This window comes from Gemmatimonadaceae bacterium (assembly GCA_035633115.1).
Classification (GTDB): domain Bacteria; phylum Gemmatimonadota; class Gemmatimonadetes; order Gemmatimonadales; family Gemmatimonadaceae; genus UBA4720.
This window is the reverse complement of record DASQFN010000007.1, coordinates 17,592-43,093: the sequence shown is the minus strand read 5'-3', so window position 1 is coordinate 43,093 and position 25,502 is coordinate 17,592. Positions and strand designations below refer to the sequence as shown.

The following is a 25,502-nucleotide window of genomic DNA, read 5'->3' as shown; positions in this document are numbered from 1 at the left end:
CTGTCTGCATCCCGGGTCCGACGCGAAACCGCTTCCGCAGGTAGTATGGGCAAAGCTCGAATTCATCCTGTCGTCCGCATAACCCACTGGGTGAACGCCGTCGCGCTCACGATCATGGTGGGGAGCGGGCTCAGGATTTTCAATGCGTACCCGGCTTTCGCGCGGAAGGGCGAGACCTTCTGCTGCTACCCGTGGGAGGGTCAGCCGATTCCGAATGCTCTGACGTTCGGCGGTTGGCTGGCCGGCGCGCGAAACTGGCACTTTGCGATGATGTGGGTTCTCGTAGTCAACGCAATCATCTACCTCGGCTTCATCTACCTGCACGGAGAATGGCGGGACCTCGTCCCGAGGAAATCATTCTTTCGCGATTCGCTCGAGATGATGAAGTACTACCTGTTCCTGAGAAAGCGGCATCCGGTGCAGGGCAAATACAATGCGCTTCAGCGCGGAACGTATTTCGTCCTCCCCATCGTCGGAGCTGTGGCGGTCCTCAGCGGGATCGCGATCTGGAAGCCGGTTCAGCTTGCGCCATTGACCGACCTCATGGGCGGATATGTCTGGGCCCGCTACTGGCATTTCCTGTCGATGGTCGCGCTCGTCGCGCTGAGCGCGATCCACATCTTCATGGTCTTCGCCGTGGATCCTTACGCATTGAGGGCCATCACCACCGGCGGCTACAGTCCGGAGAAATCGCCCGAAGCGAGAAACGCGCGGCCGTTCTACAATCTGTTCGGGCGGCGAAAATCGAAAGAGCCCGCTGACGCTCCTCCCGCACCTGTACCTCCTGCACGACCTGCGGCACCGGAGCCGCCGAGCGTACCGCCGGTTGCTATTCCACACCCTTCAGGCGGAGAAGCGCCGGCGTTCCCCGGTCCGGCAATCGCCCCGCCATCGGAGCCGGCTTCCGCGGTGCCGGATGGAGCGGAGGAGTGACAATCGATCGACGGAAGTTCATGGAGCTTACGGGCGCCGCGGCGTGGTCCACCCTGCTCGCGGCATGCGATTCACGCGGTCCAAAGGGCGCCGAGAAGCTCCTGCGATACGCCGAGCGAAAGAACGAGTCGCTGGAGCGCGCGCTTTTCCGCCACACCGCGATGGATGCGCCAATTGCCGGAACGCGTCTCACCGGGAACGCGCTGCCGAGCTATTTCGTGTCGAAGACGGTTCCGATCTGGAACGAGGCGTTGCGCGGACGATGGGCGCTCGAAGTATCGGGCCTGGTGGATCGTCCCCTCAGCCTGACGCTGGACGACCTCCAGAAACTGCCTCGCACGACGCAGCGAGTGAATCACTATTGCGTGGAAGGATGGACGGCCATCGAGGAATGGACGGGCGTCCGGCTCCGCGACCTCGCGCGTCTTGCCGGAGCTCAGCCCGCGGCGAAGTACGTCGACTTTCAGTCATTTGACAGCGGCTATCACGAGAGCTGGGACCTGGAGAGCGCGCTGCATCCGCAGACGGTTGTTGCCTACGGTCTCGACGGTCGGATGCTCGGGCCGGCGCACGGCGCGCCCGCCCGCGTGTACTCTCCAACAAAGCTTGGCTACAAGAACACCAAGTACCTCACCCGCATCGTTTTTATGCCGGTCCGAAACGGCGGCTACTGGAGCGACCAGGGATATGAATGGTACGCCGGGGTGTGAAACATATGAATCAAAGTGGGTGTATCTGGAATGCGTAACCTGGTGCCGGCTCCTGCCGTCGCATTCCTCAGAGGTGAAATTGGCCGACACCCCGAATCCGGCGCTCGAGCGTCTCGAGCGCGACATCGCCGTGCGACTGAGACTGGTATGCGGTCACATGAGCCCCGAGAGCTTTCAGGAGCTCGTCCGCGACATCGCCCGCGTCACCTTGAAATACGACCCCGAATCACTGCCGACTGAGTAGCTGCACGGGTCGACGGCGCCCGCTCATCTTCAGTAGCGCGCCTGCTGGCCCCGCGAAAAAGCAGGAGCTCCTTCAGGAACTGGTGGTTCAATGCCGCGCCAATGACCAGCAGCGCAATGGCGGCAAATACAGCGATGTTTCCCCACCGCCAGTTGTCGCGACCGATGAGCGCCGCAGCCACGCACGCCGTCCCCAGCGCAACGAAAAGCTCGCCCGTGCGGTTGAGATCTGCGCGCTGGCGCCTCCGCCTCTCGCGGAACGGGCGTCGCTCCTCGGGACTCATCGAATCGTAGGCAATCGCCAACGCGATGAGAAAGACGAGAACCCCGATTACGATTGGTAGCTGCTCCAGCTTCACCCTGCCATCCCTGTTAATTTTGACCTGATGAAAAGGGAGAGTAGCAGGATTCGCTCCACCAGGATCCGGTCCACGACGATCCTGGCAGTCCGCCGAAATGGCAAGGTGGCCCTCGGCGGCGACGGCCAGGTTACGGTCGGAAATACGGTTATGAAGTCCAACGCGCAGAAGGTGCGAGCGCTGCGCGGGGGAAAGCTGCTCGCCGGATTCGCCGGCGCCGCGGCCGACGCGTTCACGCTTTTCGAGAAGTTCGAGGAGAAGCTCGAGAGGCATCCGGGAAACCTGCCAAGAGCGGCAGTCGAGCTGGCGAAGGACTGGCGGAGCGACCGCGTTTTGCGGCGCCTCGAGGCCCTTCTCGCCGTTACCGACGCCGAGCATGGCTTTATAATCTCCGGCACCGGCGATCTCATCGAGCCTGACGACGGCATTCTTGCCATTGGCTCCGGCGGATCGTACGCGCTTGCGGCCGCGCGCGCGCTGGTGAGCAACACAGAGCTTTCGGCAAAGGAAATTGTCGAACAGTCGCTTCGGATTGCGGGCGAGATCTGCGTGTACTCGAATCTCAACATCACGGTGCTCGAGCCGGTGACATGATCACTGCGCATCATGTCTGTCTGACTCCGGCAACTGGCCAAAGGTGACATCCCCGAGAACCCTTCAGGCGCTGGCCAAGCTCGCCGAGCTGACGCCTCGGCACATTGTCGCTGAGCTCGACCGTTACATCGTGGGCCAGGCCGACGCCAAGAAGTCGGTGGCAATAGCGATGCGGAACCGCTGGCGACGGCAGCGTGCGCCGGAAGCGATCCGCGAGGAGATCTCTCCCAACAACATCATCCTTGTCGGACCTACCGGTGTCGGAAAGACGGAGATCGCGCGTCGCCTGGCGAAGCTTGCCGGTGCGCCGTTCATAAAGGTCGAGGCGTCGAAGTTCACCGAGGTGGGCTACGTCGGTCGCGACGTCGAATCCATGGTGCGCGATCTCGTAGAGAGTGCGATGAACATGGTGCGCACGGAGCGTGAGACCGAGGTGGAAGATTTGGCTCACGATCGTGTCGACGATCGTCTGCTCGATCTTCTGCTGCCGGTGCCGGCAGACGGGAAATCCGCGCCGGCACCAGAGCAGGCAAACGCGGCCGGAGGCGAATCGCCGATTTTCCTCGTCTCGTCGAGCGGCAACGTCTCACAGGAAGTGGATGTCGAGAAAGAGCGCTACAAGCGGACCCGCGAAAAGCTGAAGCAGCTCCTGCTCGACGGTCAGCTCGAGTCGCGCGAAGTGGACATCGAAGTATCGCAGAGCGCGCCGATGTTCGACATGATGATTCCTCAGGGCGCGCCGGAAGGCATGGAGAATTTCTCGGACATGCTCCAGGACATGCTTCCGAAGCGCACGAAGAAGCGCACGGTAAAAGTGTCGGAGGCGCGCCGCATCCTGCTCCAGCAGGAGCTCGACAAGCTGATCGATACCGAAGACGTGACGGCTGACGCTCTCGAGAGAGTCGAGAGCATGGGGATCATCTTTCTCGACGAGATCGACAAGATTGCCGGCCAGCGCGGCCCGTCGATGGGCGGGCCCGACATCTCGCGTGAGGGCGTGCAGCGCGATCTGCTTCCGATCGTCGAAGGCTCCAACGTGCAAACGAAGTACGGAATGGTGAAAACCGATCACGTGCTGTTCATCGCCGCCGGCGCTTTCCACGTCGCGAAGCCGAGCGATCTGATTCCCGAGCTTCAGGGCCGGTTTCCGATCCGCGTCGAGCTCAAGCCGCTCACCGAGGCCGACTTCGTGCGCATCATGACGGAGCCGGAGAACGCGCTCACCAAACAGTACGCAGCGCTCGTCGAGGCCGATGGCGCAAAGCTGACATTCTCGACTGACGGAATTGCCGAGATCGCGCGGATCGCCGCGCAGGTGAACGACCGGATGGAGAACATCGGAGCGCGGCGCCTGCACACGGTGATGACGACCCTGCTAGAGGAGGTTCTATACGAGCTTCCCGACCGCGGCAATGGCGAGATTGCGGTGAATGCCGCGCTCGTGACGGAGCGTCTCAAGGCGATCGTCGAGGACGAAGATTTGCGCCGGTACATTCTCTAGCCTCATGCCTGCCGATCGCGCGCGAGACTTCCTCGCGATTCCGGACTACTCGCGCGACGAGCTGCTGAAGCTGTTTGCGCTTGCCGAGCGCATGCGGGACGGCTCTTACACGGCGAAACCGCTTGCCGGAAAGTCGCTGGCGATGATCTTCATGAAGTCATCGACGCGAACGCGTGTCTCCTTCGAGGTGGGCACGTGGCAGCTCGGCGGTCACGCGCTTTTCCTCTCGTCGCGAGACGTGCAGCTCGGCCGCGGTGAGCCCGTCTCCGACACTGCGCGCGTACTGTCGCGGTACGTCGACGGAATAATGATCAGGACTTTTTCGCAGGCGGACGTCGAGGAGCTTGCGAAGTTCGCGACCGTTCCCGTGATAAACGGGCTCACTGATCTGCTCCATCCATGTCAGGTTCTCGCCGACGTTCTGACGATCATTCAGGAGCTCGGCTCCGTCGACGGAAAGCGCGTCGCCTGGATAGGTGACGGCAACAACATGGCGAACTCGTGGATGAACGCGGCGTACCGGCTCGGCTTCGATCTCACGCTCGCGTGTCCCGAGGGATATGACCCCAACGGCGCGATTCTCAAGCGCGCTCAATCCGCGGCGAATGTTCGCGTCGTGCGCGAGCCAAGCGAGGCGGCGGAAGGCGCGGACGTGGTGAACACGGACGTGTGGGCCTCGATGGGTCAGGAAGACGAGCAGGCGATCAGGCAGAAGGCGTTCGACGGGTTCAGGGTGGACGAGAAGCTCATGGCGCGCGCGAAAAAGGGCGCAATCTTTCTTCATTGCCTTCCCGCGCACCGGGGCGAGGAAGTTGCTCCCGATGTAATCGACGGACCGCAGAGCAGGGTGTGGAACGAGGCCGAGAACCGGCTTCACATTCAGAAGGCGATAATGGCGAATCTCATGGGCGGAGTGGCGCTGTGACTACGGCGCCTCCCGCGAGCGGCACCGATGTGATCAGGGAAGGCGATGCTGTCCCTGATTTCACGCTCGAGGCGGACGACGGGAGCATGGTGAGCCTGCGCTCTTTCCAGGGGAAGAACGTCGTTCTCTTTTTCTATCCGAAAGACAACACCTCCGGCTGAACGAAGGAAGCGTGCGATTTTCGCGACGCCTTTCCCCGGTTCGGGGAGATAGATGCGGTGGTGATGGGAGTGAGCCCTGACAGCGCTCAGTCGCACCGGAAATTCAAGCAGAAGAACGAGCTGCCGTACCTGCTGCTGGTGGATGAAGGCCACCGGCTCGCCGACGCGTTCGGTATCTGGAAGGAGAAGTCTCTGTACGGCGTGAAGTACATGGGCGTCGAGCGGACGACGGTGGTCGTGGGCCGTGACGGTCGCGTCGCGAAGATCTTCCCGAAGGTGCAGATCGCGGGACAAGTACAGGAAGTCGAGTCGGCGGTCCGTGCGCTTGATTGAAGGGCTCGGTTAACACGAGCCGTCAGGACGGTGGGCATGTCTCCTGCGGATGCTCGACGGCATGCCTACCACTGAAAAAAAGCTCGAGGAGCTCGATGACCTGATTGACGGCATCGAGACGGCGATGTTCACCACGCGCCGGGCTGACGGCCATCTCGTCTCGCGGCCGATGGCGACACAGAAGCGCATCTCCGGCGCCGATCTCTGGTTCGTCACGAACACTGAATCGACCAAGCTCGACGAGATTCAGAGCGACCCAAATGTGAACTGCGCGTACTACAATTCCCGCACGCGCGAGTGGGTCTCGGTGAGCGGCGTGGCGCACGTCTCGCGCGACAGGCACCGGATCAGGAGTCTCTACAAGCCTGACTGGAAAATCTGGTTCGGCGATGAGGGTGGCAAACGCGACGGCGGCCCCGAAGATCCACGCATTGCGCTCATCTTCGTTGATGCCGATTCGGTGATTTACATGAAGAACGACAAGCCGATGCCGATGATTCTGTGGGAGGTCATCAAGGCGAGAGTCACGGGACGCGCGGCGGAGATCGGCGACGTGCGGGAGATCAGCGGCGGCGAGCTGATGGACTGAGCCGGCCGCTCCGCTCGCGGTGAAACGGCTGCGGGCGCCAGAAAACGGTCCTCTTGAAACTGCAGGCTCGGCGTAGACTGCCAGGCAAAGTTCCGGCGGTCCATGCGTCGTCATGCCTTTGGCCTCCGGGAATGTCATCCCCCATTTCTTCGGAGGTCCCTCATGAAGAGACACGCCAGGCTGTGGAGCCTTGCAGCAATCGTTCTTGTCGCCGGCACGTACGGTTGCGCCGACCATGCACTCGAAGTCACGAAGCCGACAGTGCGCGCGCAGGCGTCGGCAGCGCCCGGTCAGCCAGTCACCACGGAGCGCGCCGCGCTCACAACGCTCACTCGCGCGATCGCCTTGTCGCTCGCGAATGACGGCCTTAGGGCTGAGGTGCTGCAGCAGATGCAGAGCGCTCCATTCAAGGAGCACAAGCTCGAGGTCCGGAGGTACCTGAACCCCGGTACGCTTGTCCGCACCGCTTCGGCTGCGGGAAAAAGAGCCGATGACATCGCCGCGGCTCTCGAGATCGTCAGGGACCTCGAGTTTTACATCCCGGTCGCCTCGCAGCGAGAGAGCTGGACCGGCGATGCGAATATTCTCGTTGCCTCACAGCTCGACGATGGCGAGGAGATCGTTGCATTTGATCTGAAGGGAAGGCAGGTAGCTCTCAATGAGGCCTCACCACCGTCGCTGCCGACGCTCGCACTAGTGCCGGTAGAAACGCGCTTCAACGAGCCGTTGGACCCGAATAAATCCGGGAACATCAACGATCGCGGCGGGAAATCAATCGGGACGATGGTTCGATGCGATGAGAATCCTGCCGCGTGTTCGTCGGTGAGCGGCAATCGGGGGCTCGAGATCAGCAAGGTGATCGATTGCGGCGAATGCGGAGGCGGCGGCGGGAGCTCATATGGTACGCCGGGCTATTACATGACTTTTTCCCGCATTGTGGACAGGGGCGAGCCCTGGACCAAGGGCGACCCCGAGATCGAAGTCCATGTCCATGGGCCAGTATCGGGTGGAAACACGCAATATGGTGAAGACCTTTCGTGCTCCGGGGAACACGCCGTGGTGGAGCGAATCTTCGACCAGAACAATGCCTTCTGGAACGGGTCCGTTCTGATCTTCACGCGAGACCAGGTCAACGGATTCAATGCGGAGTTTCCAGACGGGCACCACATTCTTTTCTGGGAAGACGACGACACCCCATGCGGTCTGAAGTTCAACAGCGACACGCTTATGGGCGCTCTCGCCGCCACAGCCGCCGCGGTTGGTGGCGCAGCCGTCAAAGGCGGATGGCCGGTCGGCTGGGGACTCATTCTCGGGTCATTCCTCGCCAACGCGTACAATCAGCTGAGCTGGCTGAGGACCAACGACGACTATCTCGGCGCTCTGGTGCCGGCGCAGAATCATGGAGATTCCTGGTACGACGCGAACTCCACTTTGCTCAAGGGAAGCGTAGTTAACGGCCGGGCGAACATTATCAGCAGATAGCGCATGACCATGGTCCAGCCGGGCCGGCGAGCTCGGCTGAACGTGGGTACCGGAGATTTCGTTTTCGGGCGAGAATTTCCGCGCTGACGCCTGGGTGACGCTCGTTACATAGTATTGCCTTCATCAAGCCACGCCGCGGGCCCATTTCCTACACCGGAGGAGAGCGATGAAAACGCGCATATTCTTTCTGACAGGACTGACCGTCGCGACGGCTTTCAACGTTGGAGCACAGGGAGCAAGTCAGAGCTCAGTCTCACCAGGGACGCCGGCAGTGGTTAGCCCCGCGCCGAACGCTTCAGCCGATTGCGACTACAATACCTGCGCGCTGCGGATGAAGCTTTCGTGGGGTAACTGGCGCATTCTCCGCGGCGTGCAGGAGCAGCGCGTCGGAACGCTGGGAACTTTTAGCGCACCCAGGATCGAAGCGATTGTCGCGACATCACCGGAGGCAGTAGCGGAGGCGCGAACAATCCGGAGCGACTATACGACGGGCGCGGTCCTGCAGATGGTCGGACTGCTTCTCATGGGAGCCGGCGTTGGCGCGGCTCCGGGAAGCGATTCGGATGTGCTACCCTTTGCGGCCGTGCTCGGCGGAGGTGCTCTCCTCTTTTACGGTGTGTCGCGCCATGTAAGCGCGTTCAATGCGTTGCACAAAACGATCTGGCTCTACAACGGGAGCTTGAAGCGGTAGGCACGTGGACTGATCGCCCGCCTTCTGCCATATTGACCGGATTGGACTTCATGCAGCGAAGACTTTCCGGAGCACAGTTTGACGGCGCAAGCAGAACAGGGGCAGGCACTTAAGCGCACACCGCTCACCGATACCCACGCAGCACTGGGTGCCAAGCTGGTACCCTTCGCGGGTTACGTGATGCCCGTGCAGTACCCCACCGGAATAACAGCTGAGCATCGGGCGGTGAGGGAGAAGTGCGGCTTGTTCGACGTAAGCCACATGGGCGAGTTCATCGTGCGGGGCCCGGGCGCGATTGATTTCGTGAGCTACGTCACGACGAACGACGTCGCCGGGATGGCGGTAGGCCAGGCCCACTACTCGACAATCCTCAACGAGCGCGGGACCATCGAGGACGACTGCCTCGTCTATCGCGCCGCCGACCATCTGATGATGGTGGTGAACGCGTCGAACGCCGCGAAGGACCTCGAGCACATCAGCCGCGAGCTCGACAGATTCGACGCGACGCTGGAGGATGTGAGTGATGCGACCGCGCTTCTTGCACTTCAGGGGCCCGAAGCGGCGCGCATTCTCCGGCCGCTCACCGACGTCGAGCTCGCCTCCGTGAAGTACTATCACTTCTCGCTCGGCACCGTCGCGGGAATTTCTGATGTCGTCGTGGCCCGCACCGGCTACACCGGAGAGGACGGCTTCGAGCTGTATTTCCCCAACAAGCACGCGGTCGAAATCTGGAACGCCCTTCTGGCGTCGGGCGAAGTCACTCCCGCCGGGCTAGGCGCACGCGACACGCTGAGGCTCGAGATCGGAATGGCGCTCTACGGCAACGACATCGACGACACTGTCACCCCTCTCGAAGCCAACCTCGGCTGGCTGGTAAAGCTGAAGAAAGGCGAATTCGTTGGACGCGAAGCTCTCGTTCGCCAGAAGGAACAGGGGCTCACGCGAAAGCTCGTCGGATTCACGACGGAGGAGCGCTCGTTTCCGCGCCGCGGTTACCCGGTGTTCGTGAATGGGGAGCCGAGCGGAGAAGTGCGGAGTGGCACGATGAGTCCGACGCTCAACATTCCCATCGGTACCGCTTATGTACCGCTCGCGTCTGCCGGCGAGGGTAGCGAGCTGGAGATCGAGATTCGCGGGCGAAGAATACCGGCGCGCGTTCAGAAAATGCCGTTCTACAAGAACGGCTCGCATCTCTAGCCGGACCATGCGCGTATCGATTCTCACGATCTCCGATTCGGTCGCGGCGGGCGAGCGCGATGATGCGTCGGGCCGGGCGATTGGTGAATGGTGCGCGGCGCGGGGCGATTCGGTGGCGCGACAGGAGACCGTCGGCGACGACACGCCGATAATCGTCGCCCGGCTTGCGGAATGGTGTGACGCGGGCGACACGGACGTCATACTCACGACCGGCGGAACGGGGCTCGGCGTACGCGACGTGACGCCGGAAGCGACGCGCGTCGTGATCGAGCGCGAAGCGCAGGGAATCGCCGAGCGAATTCGCGTGCTCTCGCTCGAGAGCTTTCCGCGTACGGCGCTGTCGCGCGGCATTGCCGGCGTTCGAGGCTCTACGCTGATCATCAATCTTCCGGGCTCACCGAGTGGAGTGCGCGACGGTCTGGCGGCGCTCGATCCCATAGTCGATCACGCCTGCGATGTCCTCAGTGGACGAGTGACGGAGCACGGAAGCGAGAGCGCGGCGCGATGAAAGTTCTGATCACGCTGGCGGACGTCGAGACTGCAGTTCGCCTGAACGCGCTCCTCGAGGCGGAAGGCTTCGAGACGGTGATGGTGTCGCCGCTCGATGACATCAGGAGCGAGATCAAGCGGGCGAAGCCTGATCTCGTCGTTCTCACCGGTGCAATCGCCGATCCGTCGAGCGTTCAAGTCGTGAAGGATCAGCTCTGGGAGGGCGTCGCGGTGCTCGGCCTTGCCGACGTCTCGGATCCCGAGCTGATGGAGAAGCTGCGGGGCATCGGCTTTGTGGACGTTTACGCGAAGCCGATCTCGCCGGAGGAGCTGTTCGCGGCGGTGAAGGGAATACTCGATCGGCAGCGGCTGACGAAGGTCACCGGCCTCATTGGGCAGTCAGATGGAATCCGTCAGGTGCTGGTGAAGATCGAGCAGATGGCGCCCGTCTCGAGCACCGTGCTGGTGGAAGGTGAGAGCGGGACGGGAAAGGAGCTCGTTGCGCGCGCGCTGCACCGCCTGAGCCCGCGCCGCAACAAGCCGTTCATCGCGGTGAACGTCGGTGCGCTCACCGAGACTTTGATCGAGAGTGAGCTGTTCGGCCACGAGAAGGGAGCGTTCACCGGCGCGGCGGAGCGAAGGCTCGGAAGGTTCGAGCTCGCGCATGGGGGCACTCTCTTTCTCGACGAGATAGGCGAGGTGCCGCCCGCGACGCAGGTGAAGCTGCTGCGTGCACTGGAGGAAGGTGAAGTGATGCGCGTTGGCGGAACCTCGGCGATCAATGTCGACGTGCGGGTGGTTGCCGCGAGTAACCAGCCGTTGCGGCAGCTCGTGGCCGAGGGAGCGTTTCGCGCCGATTTGTTTTACCGACTGAATGTGTTGAGCGTTTATCTGCCGCCGCTGCGTGAGCGCCCGGACGATGTCCCGCTTCTCGTGCGGCGATTCGTGCGCGAGTTCGCCGCGGCGCACGACCGTCCGTTCCGCGGCATCTCGGCGGAAGCGATGCAGCTGCTCGTCGCGTACCAGTGGCCGGGCAATGTGCGTGAGCTTCGGAACCTGATCGAGAGCATGGTGGTGCTTGCGCCGGGCCGGGAGATCGAGGCGAGTGACATCCCGCGCGAGATCAGGGAGGGTGGGAGCTCGCGGTTTCTTCCTGTTCCGCTCGGCCCATTGCTTCGGGGTTCGGCCGGCAGCGGCGGGCGCGAGCTCGAGTTCATCGTTCGGAGCCTTGTCGAGCTCAAGCTTCAGGTGGAGGAGCTGCGGTCGCGGATGCAGGCTGTGGGAGCGCCAAATGTTCAATCGGCGTTGACTGGTGGATCGGATGTATCTCGTTATGGTGGGGCGGATGGTGCGGTACCGGACAATGGTGCGGGCGCGCCGACTACTATTGGAGCGCCTTCTCTGGTTGGGTCTGCACGGTTTCCTGAATCAGCGATCGAGCCGCCGGGTAAGTCCGTGGGGCCAAGGACGTTGACTATTGCGCCGGGAATGACGATGGCGGAAATTGAGCGCGCGGCGATTCAGGCGGCGTTGGCGGAAACAAATGGTAACCGGCGGAAGGCGGCGGCGATGCTCGGAATAGGCGAGCGAACCATGTACCGGAAGCTGCGAGACTACAACATCCCTGTCCGGTAATTGTTCTTGCAAACTTCTGTATCGACTCCCATACTTGCTGCCCGTTTCCGAGCGAGCCGCCACTTATAACTCACGCAACGAGCCTGAGCTTGTCGTCCCCGATCGCTGGCAGCGTCCTCCCGATCAAGCGTGCGGAGGAGCTGATCCTCACTCTCCCTGGTGTTATCTCGGCGCGGATTATTGCGGGGGACAGCGGGGCGATCGATCAGATTCACGTTCTGACGACCGCGGAGCTCACGCCGAAGCAGATGGTAAGGAACATCGAGAGTGCTTTGATCGCGCATCTGGCGATGCGTATAGATCATCGGAAGATCTCGGTGGCGACGACGACGGAAGTGAAGCCGAAGCTGTTGCCGGAGGAGGCGAGGCCTCCAACGGGGCCGGCGGGGCCGGCTGGTTCGGGGGGATCGGCGGCTGGGGAGAGTGGTGAGGGTCAGGGCGGTCAGCAGCAGCGTTCAGGACAGCAAGGGTCGGTGCCTTCACACAGGACGGGCCCTTTTGCTCGCCGGCTGTATTTCGAGGATGTCGAGGTACGGGGGTCGAGGTCGAAGGGGTTGTCGTGCAGGGTGACGTTGCGGAAGGGGAACTCGTCATTTATCGGAGAAGCTTTAGGGATCGAGGGTGATCGTTCGCGGGTGGAGCTGGCAGCGCGGGCGACATTGCTGGCGATTGGTGATGCGGACAATCGTGAAGGTCAGCTCGGGGTGGCGGGAGTGAAGGTGTTCGACGCGTTCGACCGGACGTTTGTGTTTGTGGCGGTGAGTGTGAGGTCGGGCAGGGAGACGAAGATACTGACGGGCAGTGTGGAGATGCGGGAGAGTGCGGAGTCTGCCGGTGTGTTGGCGGTACTTGACGCGACTAACCGGTGGATCGAGCACAACTGACCTTATAGATGAAGGCTGCGCCACGCGCGCGGTGAGAAAAGAAGCAGCACGCGCCCTTGCGTGAGATTGCAGAAACCAGATCAAAAATGAATGCGCGCTAACAGCGCGGAGTTTGAAGGTGAAGTGAGAACGAAAGCGCGCCTGTATGGCGTGGTGGAGTTTCACCTTTAACAGGGATTACACAGGAAAACTAAAAAAACCCCCTCCCTCAGAAACGAGCGGAGCTTGAGCGGGCAAGACAGAACATGAGCTGAGCCAACCGATTAAGCGCAATTCAGCGGATGCTGGTTGCGACTGAAATCCCGGGAGGTGACGCGAAATGTCATATCTACTTGCTCTTCTACACGGAATGCTGTGTTGGGCTGACCAGGGCAGCTGGACGTAATTTCGTGAGGTTGGGGGTTTCTCCTTCTTATGTTCAGCCCCATTCGTCTCTATGTCGGCACGTTGTCGCTGGCCGCGATACTTGCGGGGGTACTAGCGTATTTGCTGGAGCCCGGCGTGACTTGGCCGGCGCTCCAAGTTGCGACGGTCTTTGCCGCTCTCAGTGCTGTATGCGAAATGCTCGCGTACAAGAAATCAGGCCGTAGCGAATCTGGCTCAATCGCATTCCTGCCAATTCTCGCGTCAGTGATTTTGGCCCCTAATTGGGTGACGGTGGCTGCCGTTACCATCGCAACGGTCGCGGTTCAAGTTGCAAACCGTCGAGTGGTTATTAAAGGCGTATTCAATGTTGCCCAGGTCGCGTTGTGGGTTGCATTAAGCATTGTCACATACAAGTCCCTTGGCGGAAAAGCGATGGTCGCCGGGTCGGGACCGTTTTTTCCTGCTTTCGTCGCGATTCTCGTCGTTTTTGCGCTCATCAATTCAGCCGCGGTGGCCGGTGCCATCGCCCTAAGTGAGCGAGAACGTTTTTGGGGCCTCTGGGCGGGCCGAGCGCGAGTTACCGTCTTGTACGACCTGTTCACATTGCCTTGTGTCTACGTCTTCGCCTACTGCTATGTGCATTGGGGAGCCTTGGGCGCAATCGCCCTCGTCGTGCCCGCCTTAGGAATTCGGGCGCTCTACAAGGTTAACTGGGAGCTAGACCAAACGAATCATGAACTCCTGCAGCTGATGGTGGCCGCTATCGAGGCACGGGATCCTTACACATCGGGCCACTCACGTCGTGTCTCGAGAAATTCTCGCCTGATTGCGCAGGCTATTGGACTTCGTGACAAACAAGTCGAGCGTGTCGCAGTAGCTGCTTTGCTCCACGACGTCGGAAAGATTCACGAAGTTTTCGCGCCAATTCTGAGCAAACCCGGCAGACTTACTGCCGAAGAAAATGCGATCATGCAAACTCATCCCGTTAAGAGTGAGGAGCTGGTTAGAATGGTCTCCCAACTTAAGGATGTAGTTGAGCCGATTCGCCACCACCACGAGAATTGGGATGGTACGGGCTATCCGGATGGACTGGTTGGCGAAAACATTCCGATCGCGAGTCGCATCATCATGTTCGCTGACACGATCGATGCGATGACAACCGACAGGCCATACCGAGCTGCTCTGACGGAAACCCAGGTTCGGGCAGAGTTCGTGAAGTTACGGGGACGCCAATTTGATCCGTCGATATGCGACAAGTTGCTCGTAAGCCCGATTTACCCAAAACTCTTCGATCAGGATGTTCCGTTAACGCCCGCGATCGCTGGACAAGACCGCTGGAAGACTCCCGCGCCCGTTCCGCTTCTTGCGAGCTAACGGCAGAAGCCGTTCGAGCCCCAACAACAATTTGGCCGAGGGCGGGTGCGGCTCCCTCCGGAAACTCGATAGATATTCGGTAAGCAGTTTTGCCCCGCGCGCCTCCTTCCCGGCCGCCGTAAGACCAACGTAGAGGGCGTACGTCGGATAAGCTTGGTAAAAGAGATCACGCGCCCGAAGATGCGCCCCCTCAAGAAATTCCAAGAGCGAGTCGGAAGGGATACGGCCGCAAGCCAATTCCGTCGCTACGTAAAGACAGGCGAAATATGTTTGTCTAAACACGACTGGGTCTCGGCGCACCCATCCCCAGCCGCGGGGCAAGAATCGTTTTGCCTCGCAAGGCCGCTTACTTAAGAGCGCGACCCGGGTTGAAATCACTGCAAGCTCAACTTCGCTATATCTATCATCTGTGGGAACAGGACTAGCCCGAAGCAATTCCCACCAATGGTGTGCATCTTCGGTTCCACCGCGCTCGAGTGCCGTATGCGCGAGCATCGCTAGCACTCCGAAGGAAGCAAGATCGATTTTGTGTTTTTTCGCCACGGATAAAGCTTCAAGCAGTACACTCTCGGTTTCGTCAAAGACGCCGGCTGTTCGCAGTGTCACCGCCGCATTATTGAGTGATCGTATTAGATCGCCGACGTGACCGTTTTTGCGATGCTCTTCGACCAGCAAACGCGTAGACGCAAGCGCCGTTTCCAGGCTACCGCAAGTCGTATGGTAGATAGCCTTCGCCTGCAGCTGCATTGCAAGGTCCACATCTGGCGCTGTTGCGAGCGTTTCGACCTGCGCGTATACGTCGCGCATCGACTCCATGTCTCCCGTCATCGTTAGCAATTTCAATGACATGATCCCAGCTTCGACTCTGTGTCTGGCTGTGGCATTTGGCTCGTTGAGACACCTTAGCGCCTTTTCTAGGATGCGACTGTAATGCATGTTGCGCCACTGAGCGCGCAGCACCATCAACTCGAGATCGTCGTGCCGGTCCACGCTCGGATTGATGCTTAGATGGACCTTTCTGGCACGCGCTGCGGCCTCCAGTACGCCCCCCCAGTCCTTGCTTCGATAGTAGGCTCGAGTCTGCCCCTCAAGAATTTGAGCGGTCTCCTCAGCGGTACTGCAATACGCTAAAGCCTTCCGATAAGCTTGTGCGGCTCCGCTCGGGAGACCGACCTCCATAAGATGGGTCGCACACGATTTCGCCAGCTGAAACGCGCGGCCGATATTTCCCGCCAACTGCCAATGTCTTGCGCAATCCCAGAGAGTCGAGGCAGAACGCTCACCCTCGATCTCGCTTTCGAATACGGCTCCTGCGCGACGGTGAAGAAAAGCGCGGGCGGGGGGGGTGAGCCGCGCGAGCGCAGCGTTAGAGAGAAGATCGTGACGACTCAACAGTCGATCGGCTGAGTTTTTCGCTGGATCGTCGGCTTCAATTACAAGCATTCCCGCGAGCCCAAGCTCATTGATCGCCGGCAGCATGCGGTGCGCCTCGAGGCCAATGAGTTTTTCGATGCGATCAAGAGTTGCGTTTGTCTCTAACAGCGCACATGTCTGCAGTAATAGGAGGGCTTCGCCACTTATCCGCGAAATCCTCTCGTTGAGAACAGCCGCCAGTGACGACGGAATCTCCTGCTGATCGCCAGTCTCTACCCAGTGGTTCGCCAGCTCCTGAAGGAAATAAGGGTTGCCCTCCGCAACGCGGACGCACCAGTCAAGATGACCCTCGGCGATTTCATGCCCTTGTTGCCTCACAACTCCGAGAATGACATCCTTCGAGGCGCCGGTGTCGAGTGGCTGTAGATGGATCTCCGTCAAACCACCCGGCGTGCGAGCCCAATCTTCCGGGCGCTCGCGCCCCGTGAGAGCGAAGAAGATTGAATGGTCAGTCGCCCATGCAACCATTTCGCTCAGAAGCTTCGCGGACGTCGAATCGAGCCAGTGCACATCCTCTATGAGGACGATAAGACATCCCTCTTCGGACACCGCATCGATCAGGTCGAAGAGTGATTGTTGGACCCGCGAATACACGAACTCTGAGTCTCCATCGCTCGTCCTGCTTTCGCTAATAGATGGCTTGTGTTTCGTCAGTCGATCCAGATAGCCAAACGTCTCGGGTGAGCAGCCAATCGCACCTCGCATCGTTCGTAATCCCGGCACCAAATCGACGAATGCTGAGAGTGGGCGATGCCGGTCGTTGGGCCTGCACTGCACGCGCTGCGTTGGAACTCCCTGCAGCGATGCGAATGTTGCGAACTCGGCCAACAAACGACTCTTGCCCACACCCGCGTCGCCCCACACCAGGCAAGATTGACCCTTCTTGTCGCGAGAACGTCGCAACAGCTCTCCGAGCTGCTCCATCACAGCGCCCCGTCCCACGAGCGGTGACTGCCCGACTGCCGCTTCCATTCGCGGATGCATCCGCTCAGCGATTCGCCGCCGCATGATCGTCGCCGGTAGCCGAAGATCCGTTGGGCCGCTCCCGACTTCATTCAAATACTTGTCAAGAATCTCCATCGCCTGGAGCTTGCCACCCCGCATCGCGCACGCTTCAGCCATCGCCAGCGTCGCTTCTTCATTGTAAGGCTGAAATCGAAGGAGCTTCGCCGCGTTACGCTCCGCCTCGACCCACTCTCCCTTCACTCGATGCCGGGCGATTATTCCGAGCATCACGCGGGTCATCGAGGCGTTGACGTCTGCTTTCCAGGTATCGAGCCACTCGAGATACCGCTGAGAAAAGCGCGGCTCATAAGCCGGCAGGAGAACCAGCGCATCGTTCCCACTCCGCTCGAGGCCATTTCGCGTTGCGAGGAAATCCTCGTAGTCGACCTTGACGGATTCCGTGGCAAGCGAGATGTGTCCCTTGCCTGCGACATCGATTGGAAAGCCAAGTCGCCGAAGCTTGAGAAGGGTCTGCCGCAACCGGTGGGACGCGGTTCGATCTGAAGCGTCCGGCCAGAGAACCGCCTGAAAGCTTCTCCTGCTTATCGGCTCCCTGCGCTCGAGCAGCAAATAAAGGGCGGCGGCGAATATGATCTCAGCCGATGGATCGATCGTCGTTAACGGAGTCGCTATTGTGGCATCGCCCAACGCGCGCAGACTGATTCCGGGATTCGGCTTTTTGGTCACGGGCCTAACATACGGCTGCGGCGTCACCGAGGCGTCAGCGAGCTTTCGCTTCGGTCGCCGCTCCCTCGGCAAGCCCTAAGAAAAGGCCGCCACTCGAATTTTGAGCGGCGGCAAGTTTCATCCGAACTTCTCTTCCAGCCCGGCCTACCTCAGCGCAAACTCGACTCTCTCTTCAACTGGATAATTCACGCTCGGCAGCACCGCGACAGCCGTGAACTTCCCGTGCGCGTTCGACCCGCTCCAGCTGTCCGCATACACCGCGTTGTCCTTCGACTTGATCAGCTTGTTCTGAAGCGTCTGCGTGAACATCCGCCCCTTGCTCCAGCGCCACACCTCGCGGCCGGTCTCGTCAAGCACGTAGAAGTCGTGGGTCTTCCCGTTCGGGAACCTCAGCTCCACCATCCGCGAGCCGTTGTTCCGAACGTTCAGCGTGAAGCGAACCCCGTCGCTCACCTTCACCGCCAGCGACGACGCCAAAGCCGCGCTCTTGTGCGCTGAATCGTCCTGCTTCTTTTCCGGGGATTGCTTGTGGCCCGACGAGCTGCTGGCAAATGCCACAGACGCGGCGACAAGAAGAGGTATTACAAGTGGATTACGCATTCTTGAACAGATGGCCCGTGCTGGAGCTCGTTCGAACCCTTACTAAGGCCGCGAAATGACGAGCGCCAACTTATCAACACCATGACGATCGGTCAATAGACAAGTAACAGCTAACTTCCAGTAACTGCGCTAGTTACGAATAAGTTGCGATTGTGGAGATCGTTCGTCAGGAGCAAGTTTGTGACGGCCACCGAGCTTGCGAAAAATTTCACAAAGTCTAGATTTCTACTCGGAAATGCAACCCAAACCGCGCGATTCCTCCAACAAACAAGGTCGCTCGGATGAGCTCTCCGCCTCGAGCTACGCTGGCCTCGGCATACAGTTCGCCGCCGGGATCCTCCTCTTCCTCTACCTCGGAAAATGGATCGATTCAACCCTCGGCACGAGCCCCATCGGCGTCTTCGCCGGCGTCTTCATCGGCGCAGCAGGAAGCTTCTACCTCGTATACCGAAAGATCGTCGCCGCACAGAAACGTGACGACGAGATCCACGGTCGCCGAGGCACGTGAAAGCAGGCATGTATTTCGCCGCCGCTACCGCGGCGCTGATCGCGATCTCGTACCTGGTGCTTCAGCTCGGCTTCGATTCACCGGGGGATTCAGGCGCTCTGAGAACGAGCGCGATGATCGCACTCGCGGTACAACTGGTCACGTTCGCCATCGCCCGGCGAATGCCGGTGAGAAACCTCATGCTCGGATGGGGAATCGGCTCAGTGCTTCGTGTTCTGGTGCTCGCGGTCTACGCTCTGCTGATTGTTCCGGCGCTCGGTCTGCCGAGCTCCGCGGCTCTGGTCTCGCTCGCGACGTTCATGTTCCTCTCGATGCTCGTAGAACCTCTCCTGCTCGCATATGATCGCTGAAAACCAGGATTTCATCACCCCGCACATCACCGACTCGCACCACCTGGAGTACCCGTGCTTCAACGCGGGCTGGGTGTGCGAGTACGAGCTCCCGCACTGGGATCCTATCCATATCGGCAACCTTGTACTCGATCTGTCGCCCACGAAGCACGTCGTGATGCTGCTCATCGCCGCGACACTCTGCCTGGTCACACTGCTTCTCGGCGCTCGCGCACAGGGCCGCCACCAGCAGGCAGGAAAGGCGCCAAAAGGATTCGCGAACGGCATCGAGGCACTCGTGCTGTACCTCCGGCAGGAAGTCGTAATCCCGAACGTCGGACCGCACGGCGACAAGTACGTTCCGTTCGTCCTCACTTTGTTCTTCTTCATCCTGTTCGCGAACCTGCTGGGACTCATTCCCTACGGCTCGACCGCGACGGGCAACATCTCCGTCACCGCGACTCTCGCGATTCTCTCTTTCATCATGATCGAGGTTGCGGGCATGCGCACGCTGGGGCCGAAAGGCTACATGAAGACCATAGTCTACTGGCCGAGTGACCAGTCGCTGGTGATGAAGCTCATGCTGACGCCGCTGATGACACCCATCGAGCTGGCCGGGAAGTTCACGAAGCCCATCGCGCTCGCGATCCGGTTGTTCGCGAACATGACGGCCGGCCACATCGTGGTGCTGGCGCTGCTCGGGCTCATCTTCAGCTTCGGCAGCTACTTCATCGCGCCGGCTCCGTTCCTGGCGGCGCTCGGGATCATGCTGCTCGAGATATTCATCGGCTTTCTGCAGGCGTTCGTGTTTGCGCTCCTGGTTTCGGTATTCATCGGTCTCATCAGAGAGGGTGCTCACTAGGAGCATTCTCCGTAACCGGTCGAGTGACCGGTGAAGCCCGCTGGGACGAAAGTCCCGCCGGCGGGCAGCGTAGGTGGCGCGGACTCCACCATCAAGTGATTCACCGAACGAGGGCAAGACAATGTCTTTCTATCCGCTACTTCAGGAAGTTGCTCAAGCCGGTGCGTTCAACGAGGCCTACACTGCAGCGTGGGCGCAGCTCGGCGCAGGAATCGGCGCCGGCATCGCGGTGATTGGAGCGGGCATCGGAATCGGCCGCCTCGCCGGCCAGGCGATGGACGGCATGGCTCGTCAGCCCGAAATGGCCGGCCGTCTTCAGACCGGCGCCATCATCTTTGCCGCGCTCATCGAGGGAGCGGCGCTGTTCGCGATCGTCATCGCGTTCCAGATCCAGGGCAAGTTCTAGTCGGATGTGCAGCCCGCGCGCACCGCGCGGGCTGTGCACGACGCCAAACGAGTGATCCGACATATGCACAACTTTCTTCTGTTATTGATACAGGAAGCGCACGGCGCAGCGGCCGGGGAGGCGAAGGGAGGTCTGCTTACGCCGCACGGCGGGCTGATGTTCTGGACGCTGTTGATCTTCCTTGCCGTATGGTTCATCCTCGCGAAGTACGCGTTCAAGCCGATCACCGCTGCAGTCGAAGCGCGTGAGAAGGCGCTGGAGGAAGCGATCGCCGCCGCAAAGGCTGACCGTGAGGAAGCGTCGAAGATTCTCGCTGAGCACCGCAAGCAGATCGAGGCGGCGCGCGGCGACGCGCAGAAGCTGATTGCCGAGGGGCGCGCGATTGGCGACAAGCTGCGGGCGGAGATGATCGAGGAGACACGCGCTCAGCAGCAGGAGATGCTGGAGCGTGCCCGCCGCGAGATCGAGAGCGAGAAGGTGCGCGCCATCGCCGAGCTGCGGCGTGAGGCCGTTGATCTGGCGATTGCCGGCGCGAGCAAGGTGATCGAGAAGAATCTGGACGACGAGTCGAACCGCCGGATTGTCGAGAGCTTTCTCGCGACGATACCGGTGACACCGGACAAGCGCTGATGCGCGACGCGACGGTTACACGCAATTACGCCGACGCGCTGCTCGAGCTCGCGCGCCGCGCCGACGATCTTCACGGATGGGGGAAGCTCATCCAGGACGTCGCGAGCGCGATGGAGGACGATCCGACGCTGCATCTTTTCCTCGAGTCTCCGAAGGTGAGCGAGGCGCAGAAGTCGTCGGTGTTCACGGAAGCGCTGAGCGATCGTGTGCCCCGCCATTTTCTCCGGTTCCTGCTCGCGCTCGTGCGGAAGCGGCGGCAGATGCTGATCCCCGAGATCGCGACAGAGTATCACAACCTCGTCGATCAATCGGAGGGCCGCATTCACGCCAACGTCACGGTTGCACGACAGGCCACCGAGGGCGAGCGCAACGCGATTGCGGAGCAGCTGTCACGCGTGCTCGGCAAGCAGGCGGTGCTTCACGTCAACGTGAATCCTGCAATACTCGGCGGCGTGATCGTGAAGGTGGGCGACACGGTGATGGACGGCTCGGTGCGAAAGCGTCTCGCCGTACTCCGCAGCAGGATAATGCCGGGCGCCGCTTAGCTCGTCGCGACGGCGGGCATCTGGCGTCGCCGGGGGATACGGACTACATCTACAATTCTCCGTCACCCGGACCTCGCCGCATGCGCCGATCGTTCATCCTCGCAGTCTCACTCGGGCAATTCCTTCCGGCGGCTCTCGCTGCGCAAGGCGCGCAGACGCCGGTCATATCGCCGCCGGAAAACCTCGTAGCGGACGGGATTCCGCCGATCCCCGCGGCATTGGCTGCCGAGGTGCGGCGTTACACCGAATCGCGATCGGCGAGCCTGGCCGACTGGCATCCCACGCGCCGCGAGGTGCTCATCAGCACCCGCTCCGGAAATACCGCGCAGATTCATCGTGTCGCCACCCCGCTCGGCGCGCGCGCCCAGCTCACGTTCTTCGACGAGCCTGTCAGCAACGCCTCGTACGAGCCCGGGGCTGGGCGTTACTTCCTGTTCACGCGGGACATTGGCGGCAACGAATTCGGTCAGATCTACCGATATGACGTGTCCAGCGGCGCCGTCACGCTGCTGAGCGACGGAGGCCGCTCGCAGAACGGCGGCATTAGGTGGAGCACGCGCGGCGACCGCATCGCGTACGGCAGCACCCGGCGCAACGGAACCGATCGCGATATTTACGTCGCAGACCCGATAAATCCGGCGAGCACACGCCGGGTGCTCGAGGTGAAGGGCGGTGGCTGGGGCGTGAGCGACTGGTCCCCGGACGACGCCCGACTGCTTGTCGGGGAGTACCTCTCGGTGAACGAGAGCCGGCTGTACCTCGTGGACGTCGCGAGCGGAGCCCGCACCCCACTCATTCCGAATGAGCGGGACACGGTCGCGTATGGCGGCGCGCGGTTCGCGCGGGACGGCCGCGGCGTATATCTCACGAGCGATGCCGGCTCCGAGTTTCAGCGGCTCGCATATGTCGATCTTGCGACGCGGCGCGTCACGCCCCTGACCACGTCGATCGACTGGGATGTTGTCGACTTCGAAATCTCGAGCGACGGTCAGAGCGTCGCCTTTGTCGCTAACGAGGCTGGTATCGATCGACTCTACCTGATGGACACGCGGTCGCGGCAGATCAAGCCGGTCTCGAATATTCCGGCAGGCGGCATCGGCGGTGTGAGGTGGCATCCACGTCTTTACGAGCTGGCGTTCACTATGTCGTCGGCTCGGAGTCCGGGCGACGTCTATTCGATCAATCCACAGACGGGCAGTGTCGTGCGCTGGACCGAGAGCGAGCTTGGCGGGCTCATCGCGTCGGAGCTCGTGGAGCCCTCACTCATCCGCTGGAAGAGCTTCGATCAGCGGGAGATCACGGGCTTCTACTACCGGCCGCCGAAGCGCTTCTCCGGGAAGCGTCCGGTCATCATAAACATTCACGGCGGGCCCGAGGGCCAGTATACGCCGGGGTTTCTTGCCCGCACCAACTATTACCTGAACGAGCTTGGCGTTGCGCTCATCTATCCGAACGTGCGCGGCTCCACCGGTTACGGAAAGTCATTCGTGAAGCTCGACAACGGGATGAAGAGGGAAGAGTCGGTGCGGGACATCGGCGCTCTCCTCGATTGGATCGCGCGGCAGCCGGAGCTCGACGCGAGCCGGGTTCTGGTGACTGGCGGCAGCTACGGTGGATACATGACGCTTGCCGTGGCGACCAACTACAACGATCGAATCTGCTGTGCGGTGGATATCGTCGGCATCTCCAACTTCAATACGTTTCTGAAGAACACGGAGTCGTATCGTCGCGATCTCCGACGCGTGGAGTATGGCGACGAGCGCGACCCGGCGATGTACGCGTTCTTCGAGCGAATCGCTCCGCTGAACAACGCCGCAAAGATCACGAAGCCCCTGTTCGTGGTGCAGGGCGGGAACGATCCGCGAGTGCCGAGGACCGAAGCGGAGCAGATGGTCGCGCGCGTGAAGCAGAATGGAAGCCCGGTATGGTACCTCATGGGCAAGGATGAAGGGCACGGATTCAGGAAAAAGAACAACGTCGACTTTCAATTCTATTCGACTGTCGAATTCGTGCGGAGATTCCTGCTCGCTCGGTGATCAAAAGAACGGACACGATCAGAATTCGATCTGCGCGCCGAGCTCCACTACCCGGTTTGGAGGCAATCCGAAGAACTGCGCGGCAGAGAGAGTGTTGCGCGTCATGAACACAAATAGCTTCTTCCTCCAGCGGGGCATTCTGGATTTGCCCGTTGGAATGAGGCGCTCATGGCCGAGGTAGTAGCTCGTGTCGGCCGGCGGCGCGTGGAGCCCCTGCGCCGCGCATAGCTCCATGACGCGTGGTACGTTCGGCGCTTCCATGAAGCCGAATGTCGCCGATACGCGATAGAAGTCATGAGCCAGCGCAGTCACGTGCACTCGCTCCGCGTCCTGCACCAGCGGCACGCCGGCCGCCTTGACCGACAGAAGTACCACTTGTTGATGGAGCGCCTTGTTGTGCTTCAGGTGGTGGAGCAGCACGAGCGGCGCGTTCTCAGCCTCCGATGTCATGAAGACGGCAGTTCCGGGCACGCGCCACGGAGGCCGGCGCTCGATCTCCTTGAGCAGCAGATCGAGCGGCAGCCCGCTCTGCCTCATGATTCTCAGGAGAATGCCGCGCCCTGACTTCCAGGTGGTCATGAGTGTCAGGATCGCAATCGCGATCGCCAGTGGCACCCATCCGCCGCGAGCAATTTTCAAGGCGTTGGCGCCGAGAAATGCCAGATCGAAGGAAAGGAAGAAGGCAGACAGCGCGAGTACGCGCCATATCGGCCAGCCCCATCGCGTGCGCGCGACTACGGCGAAGAGAACGGTGGTGATCGACATCGTTCCCGTGACGGCTATGCCGTACGCCGCGCCGAGCGCACTCGACGATCGGAATGCGAGCACGATGAGAAGCGTGCCGACCATCAGAGCCTTGTTCACTTCGGGCACGTATATCTGCCCGTACTCCTCCCTGGACGTGTGCACCAGCGTGAGCCGCGGGCTGTAGCCAAGCTGCACCGACTGATGCGCGAGAGAGAACGCTCCGGATATAAGCGCCTGCGAAGCGACGATGGCGGCGAGCGTCGCGATGAGCAGGAGCGGGTAGAGGAACCAGCGCGGTGCAAGCAGATAGAACGGATTGGCGACGGCTGTCGCGTCGCGCAGAACGAGAGCTCCCTGTCCGAAATAGTTCAGGAGCAGGGCGGGGAACACCAGGATGAAGAACGCGAGCCGGATCGGCTTCCTTCCAAAGTGGCCCATGTCGGCATACAGCGCCTCGGCACCGGTTACAGCGAGGAACACCGCACCAAGTACGGCGAATGCGACGAACCCGCGCCCGCTCAGAAACTGCGCGGCATGCCACGGGTTGAGCGCTGCGAGAATGCTCGGCCCTCTCGCGATTTCGACGAGCCCCAGAGTACCAATCGTGACGAACCAGACGAAGGTGATAGGACCGAACGTCTTGCCCACGCGAGCCGTCCCGTGCTTCTGGAACATGAAAAGACCGAAGAGAATTACGACGGTCACAGCCACCACGTACGGCTCGAGCGCGGGGGTGACGACCTCGAGTCCTTCCATTGCTCCGAGCACTGATATGGCGGGCGTTATTATTCCGTCGCCGAACAGCAGCGCGGTTCCGAAAACGCCAAGTACGACGAGCAGGGCTTTCCGCCTCCGATCGCCGCGCCGGTGCTGACGCTGAAGCAGCAGCGCGAGCATCGCCATCACGCCGCCTTCTCCGCGGTTATCCGCTCGAAGGATGAAGAACAGATATTTGACGACGACGACCAGTATGAGCGACCACGTGATCAGCGACAGAATGCCGTAGACGTTGGCGGCGTTCGGCACAAGGCCGTACTCGTGGGCAAAGGTTTCGCGGAGCGTGTAAAGCGGACTCGTGCCGATGTCGCCGTAAACGACGCCGAGCGCCGTGAGGGTGAGCACGGCGAGACGGCGGCCGTGAGGATCGGGTGTGGGTTCTGCGGTCATTGTGTCCGAGGCGATGCGCCGTTCGGCGCTCTGCGCTTCGGTGCACGCTACGTGGTGAAGCGTGAAGACCGCACAAGGGA

Annotated in this window: 26 protein-coding genes; 22 read left to right on the top strand and 4 right to left on the bottom strand. The window is 61.1% G+C overall.

Annotated features, from left to right (window positions below; translation table 11 throughout):
* Window positions 1–45: 45 nt before the first annotated feature.
* The 3 genes from VES88_00405 to VES88_00395 all read left to right on the top strand — a co-directional run bounded on the left by VES88_00405 (window position 46) and on the right by VES88_00395 (window position 1,887).
* Window positions 46–933 (top strand): cytochrome b/b6 domain-containing protein, encoded by an 888-nt coding sequence (locus VES88_00405; GenBank protein ID HYN79932.1) that lies wholly within the window; start codon window positions 46–48, stop codon window positions 931–933.
* Entirely contained in the window at window positions 930–1,643 is a 714-nt protein-coding gene (locus VES88_00400; GenBank protein ID HYN79931.1) for a molybdopterin-dependent oxidoreductase, read from the top strand. The genes VES88_00405 and VES88_00400 overlap by 4 nt, the downstream gene beginning before the upstream one ends.
* Before the next feature lie 79 nt (window positions 1,644–1,722).
* Window positions 1,723–1,887 (top strand): hypothetical protein, encoded by a 165-nt coding sequence (locus VES88_00395; GenBank protein ID HYN79930.1) that lies wholly within the window; start codon window positions 1,723–1,725, stop codon window positions 1,885–1,887.
* Here VES88_00395 and VES88_00390 read toward each other — a convergent pair.
* On the bottom strand, window positions 1,847–2,245 hold the full coding sequence (locus VES88_00390; GenBank protein ID HYN79929.1) for a hypothetical protein: 399 nt from the start codon (window positions 2,243–2,245) through the stop codon (window positions 1,847–1,849). The genes VES88_00395 and VES88_00390 overlap by 41 nt on opposite strands.
* A 27-nt stretch (window positions 2,246–2,272) precedes the next feature.
* Here VES88_00390 and hslV point away from each other — a divergent pair, with 27 nt between their 5' ends.
* From hslV to VES88_00330, 12 genes are all read left to right on the top strand, one after another.
* Window positions 2,273–2,839, top strand: a complete 567-nt coding sequence (gene hslV, locus VES88_00385) for an ATP-dependent protease subunit HslV (protein ID HYN79928.1) — start codon at window positions 2,273–2,275, stop codon at window positions 2,837–2,839.
* 43 nt (window positions 2,840–2,882) lie between these two features.
* Window positions 2,883–4,340, top strand: a complete 1,458-nt coding sequence (gene hslU, locus VES88_00380) for an ATP-dependent protease ATPase subunit HslU (GenBank protein HYN79927.1) — start codon at window positions 2,883–2,885, stop codon at window positions 4,338–4,340.
* 4 nt (window positions 4,341–4,344) lie between these two features.
* Entirely contained in the window at window positions 4,345–5,265 is a 921-nt protein-coding gene (gene argF, locus VES88_00375) for an ornithine carbamoyltransferase (protein HYN79926.1), read from the top strand.
* Complete coding sequence (locus tag VES88_00370; GenBank protein HYN79925.1) at window positions 5,190–5,759, top strand: peroxiredoxin; 570 nt, start codon at window positions 5,190–5,192, stop codon at window positions 5,757–5,759. Before argF ends, VES88_00370 begins: the two co-directional genes overlap by 76 nt.
* Window positions 5,760–5,820: 61 nt before the next feature.
* On the top strand, window positions 5,821–6,348 hold the full coding sequence (locus tag VES88_00365; protein ID HYN79924.1) for a pyridoxamine 5'-phosphate oxidase family protein: 528 nt from the start codon (window positions 5,821–5,823) through the stop codon (window positions 6,346–6,348).
* Window positions 6,349–6,510: 162 nt separating this feature from the next.
* Entirely contained in the window at window positions 6,511–7,830 is a 1,320-nt protein-coding gene (locus tag VES88_00360) for a hypothetical protein (protein ID HYN79923.1), read from the top strand.
* A 166-nt stretch (window positions 7,831–7,996) separates the two neighbouring features.
* On the top strand, window positions 7,997–8,521 hold the full coding sequence (locus tag VES88_00355; GenBank protein HYN79922.1) for a hypothetical protein: 525 nt from the start codon (window positions 7,997–7,999) through the stop codon (window positions 8,519–8,521).
* Window positions 8,522–8,599: 78 nt separating this feature from the next.
* Window positions 8,600–9,718 (top strand): glycine cleavage system aminomethyltransferase GcvT, encoded by a 1,119-nt coding sequence (gene gcvT / locus VES88_00350; GenBank protein HYN79921.1) that lies wholly within the window; start codon window positions 8,600–8,602, stop codon window positions 9,716–9,718.
* 7 nt (window positions 9,719–9,725) lie between these two features.
* Window positions 9,726–10,226 carry a MogA/MoaB family molybdenum cofactor biosynthesis protein gene (locus VES88_00345; GenBank protein ID HYN79920.1) on the top strand — a complete coding sequence of 167 codons (501 nt, stop codon included), beginning with the start codon at window positions 9,726–9,728 and terminating at the stop codon, window positions 10,224–10,226.
* Window positions 10,223–11,842 carry a sigma-54 dependent transcriptional regulator gene (locus VES88_00340; GenBank protein ID HYN79919.1) on the top strand — a complete coding sequence of 540 codons (1,620 nt, stop codon included), beginning with the start codon at window positions 10,223–10,225 and terminating at the stop codon, window positions 11,840–11,842. The genes VES88_00345 and VES88_00340 overlap by 4 nt, the downstream gene beginning before the upstream one ends.
* An 89-nt stretch (window positions 11,843–11,931) precedes the next feature.
* A complete protein-coding gene (locus VES88_00335; protein HYN79918.1) occupies window positions 11,932–12,726 on the top strand; it encodes a hypothetical protein in 795 nt (264 codons plus the stop codon).
* Window positions 12,727–13,173: 447 nt separating this feature from the next.
* Complete coding sequence (locus VES88_00330; GenBank protein ID HYN79917.1) at window positions 13,174–14,466, top strand: HD-GYP domain-containing protein; 1,293 nt, start codon at window positions 13,174–13,176, stop codon at window positions 14,464–14,466.
* On the opposite strand, the gene VES88_00325 is transcribed toward VES88_00330, so the two are convergent.
* A complete protein-coding gene (locus VES88_00325; protein ID HYN79916.1) occupies window positions 14,398–17,592 on the bottom strand; it encodes an AAA family ATPase in 3,195 nt (1,064 codons plus the stop codon). The two genes, VES88_00330 and VES88_00325, sit on opposite strands and share 69 nt — an antisense overlap.
* 144 nt (window positions 17,593–17,736) lie before the next feature.
* Window positions 17,737–18,192: a BsuPI-related putative proteinase inhibitor gene (locus VES88_00320; protein HYN79915.1), complete on the bottom strand. Its 456-nt coding sequence runs from the start codon at window positions 18,190–18,192 to the stop codon at window positions 17,737–17,739.
* Between the two features lie 235 nt (window positions 18,193–18,427).
* On the opposite strand from VES88_00320, the gene VES88_00315 reads away from it, so the two are divergent.
* From VES88_00315 to VES88_00285, 7 genes are all read left to right on the top strand, one after another.
* Window positions 18,428–18,700: an AtpZ/AtpI family protein gene (locus VES88_00315; protein ID HYN79914.1), complete on the top strand. Its 273-nt coding sequence runs from the start codon at window positions 18,428–18,430 to the stop codon at window positions 18,698–18,700.
* Window positions 18,697–19,050, top strand: coding sequence for a hypothetical protein (locus VES88_00310; GenBank protein HYN79913.1), 354 nt, complete (start codon window positions 18,697–18,699; stop codon window positions 19,048–19,050). The genes VES88_00315 and VES88_00310 overlap by 4 nt, the downstream gene beginning before the upstream one ends.
* Window positions 19,040–19,891 carry a F0F1 ATP synthase subunit A gene (gene atpB, locus VES88_00305; protein ID HYN79912.1) on the top strand — a complete coding sequence of 284 codons (852 nt, stop codon included), beginning with the start codon at window positions 19,040–19,042 and terminating at the stop codon, window positions 19,889–19,891. The genes VES88_00310 and atpB overlap by 11 nt, the downstream gene beginning before the upstream one ends.
* Window positions 19,892–20,012: 121 nt before the next feature.
* Complete coding sequence (gene atpE, locus VES88_00300) at window positions 20,013–20,297, top strand: ATP synthase F0 subunit C (protein HYN79911.1); 285 nt, start codon at window positions 20,013–20,015, stop codon at window positions 20,295–20,297.
* A 63-nt stretch (window positions 20,298–20,360) separates the two neighbouring features.
* On the top strand, window positions 20,361–20,927 hold the full coding sequence (gene atpF, locus VES88_00295) for a F0F1 ATP synthase subunit B (protein ID HYN79910.1): 567 nt from the start codon (window positions 20,361–20,363) through the stop codon (window positions 20,925–20,927).
* Window positions 20,927–21,472 (top strand): ATP synthase F1 subunit delta, encoded by a 546-nt coding sequence (gene atpH / locus VES88_00290; GenBank protein ID HYN79909.1) that lies wholly within the window; start codon window positions 20,927–20,929, stop codon window positions 21,470–21,472. Before atpF ends, atpH begins: the two co-directional genes overlap by 1 nt.
* An 80-nt stretch (window positions 21,473–21,552) precedes the next feature.
* Window positions 21,553–23,508: a S9 family peptidase gene (locus tag VES88_00285; GenBank protein ID HYN79908.1), complete on the top strand. Its 1,956-nt coding sequence runs from the start codon at window positions 21,553–21,555 to the stop codon at window positions 23,506–23,508.
* 18 nt (window positions 23,509–23,526) lie between these two features.
* On the opposite strand, the gene VES88_00280 is transcribed toward VES88_00285, so the two are convergent.
* Window positions 23,527–25,422 (bottom strand): potassium transporter Kup, encoded by a 1,896-nt coding sequence (locus VES88_00280; protein HYN79907.1) that lies wholly within the window; start codon window positions 25,420–25,422, stop codon window positions 23,527–23,529.
* Window positions 25,423–25,502 lie beyond the last annotated feature (80 nt).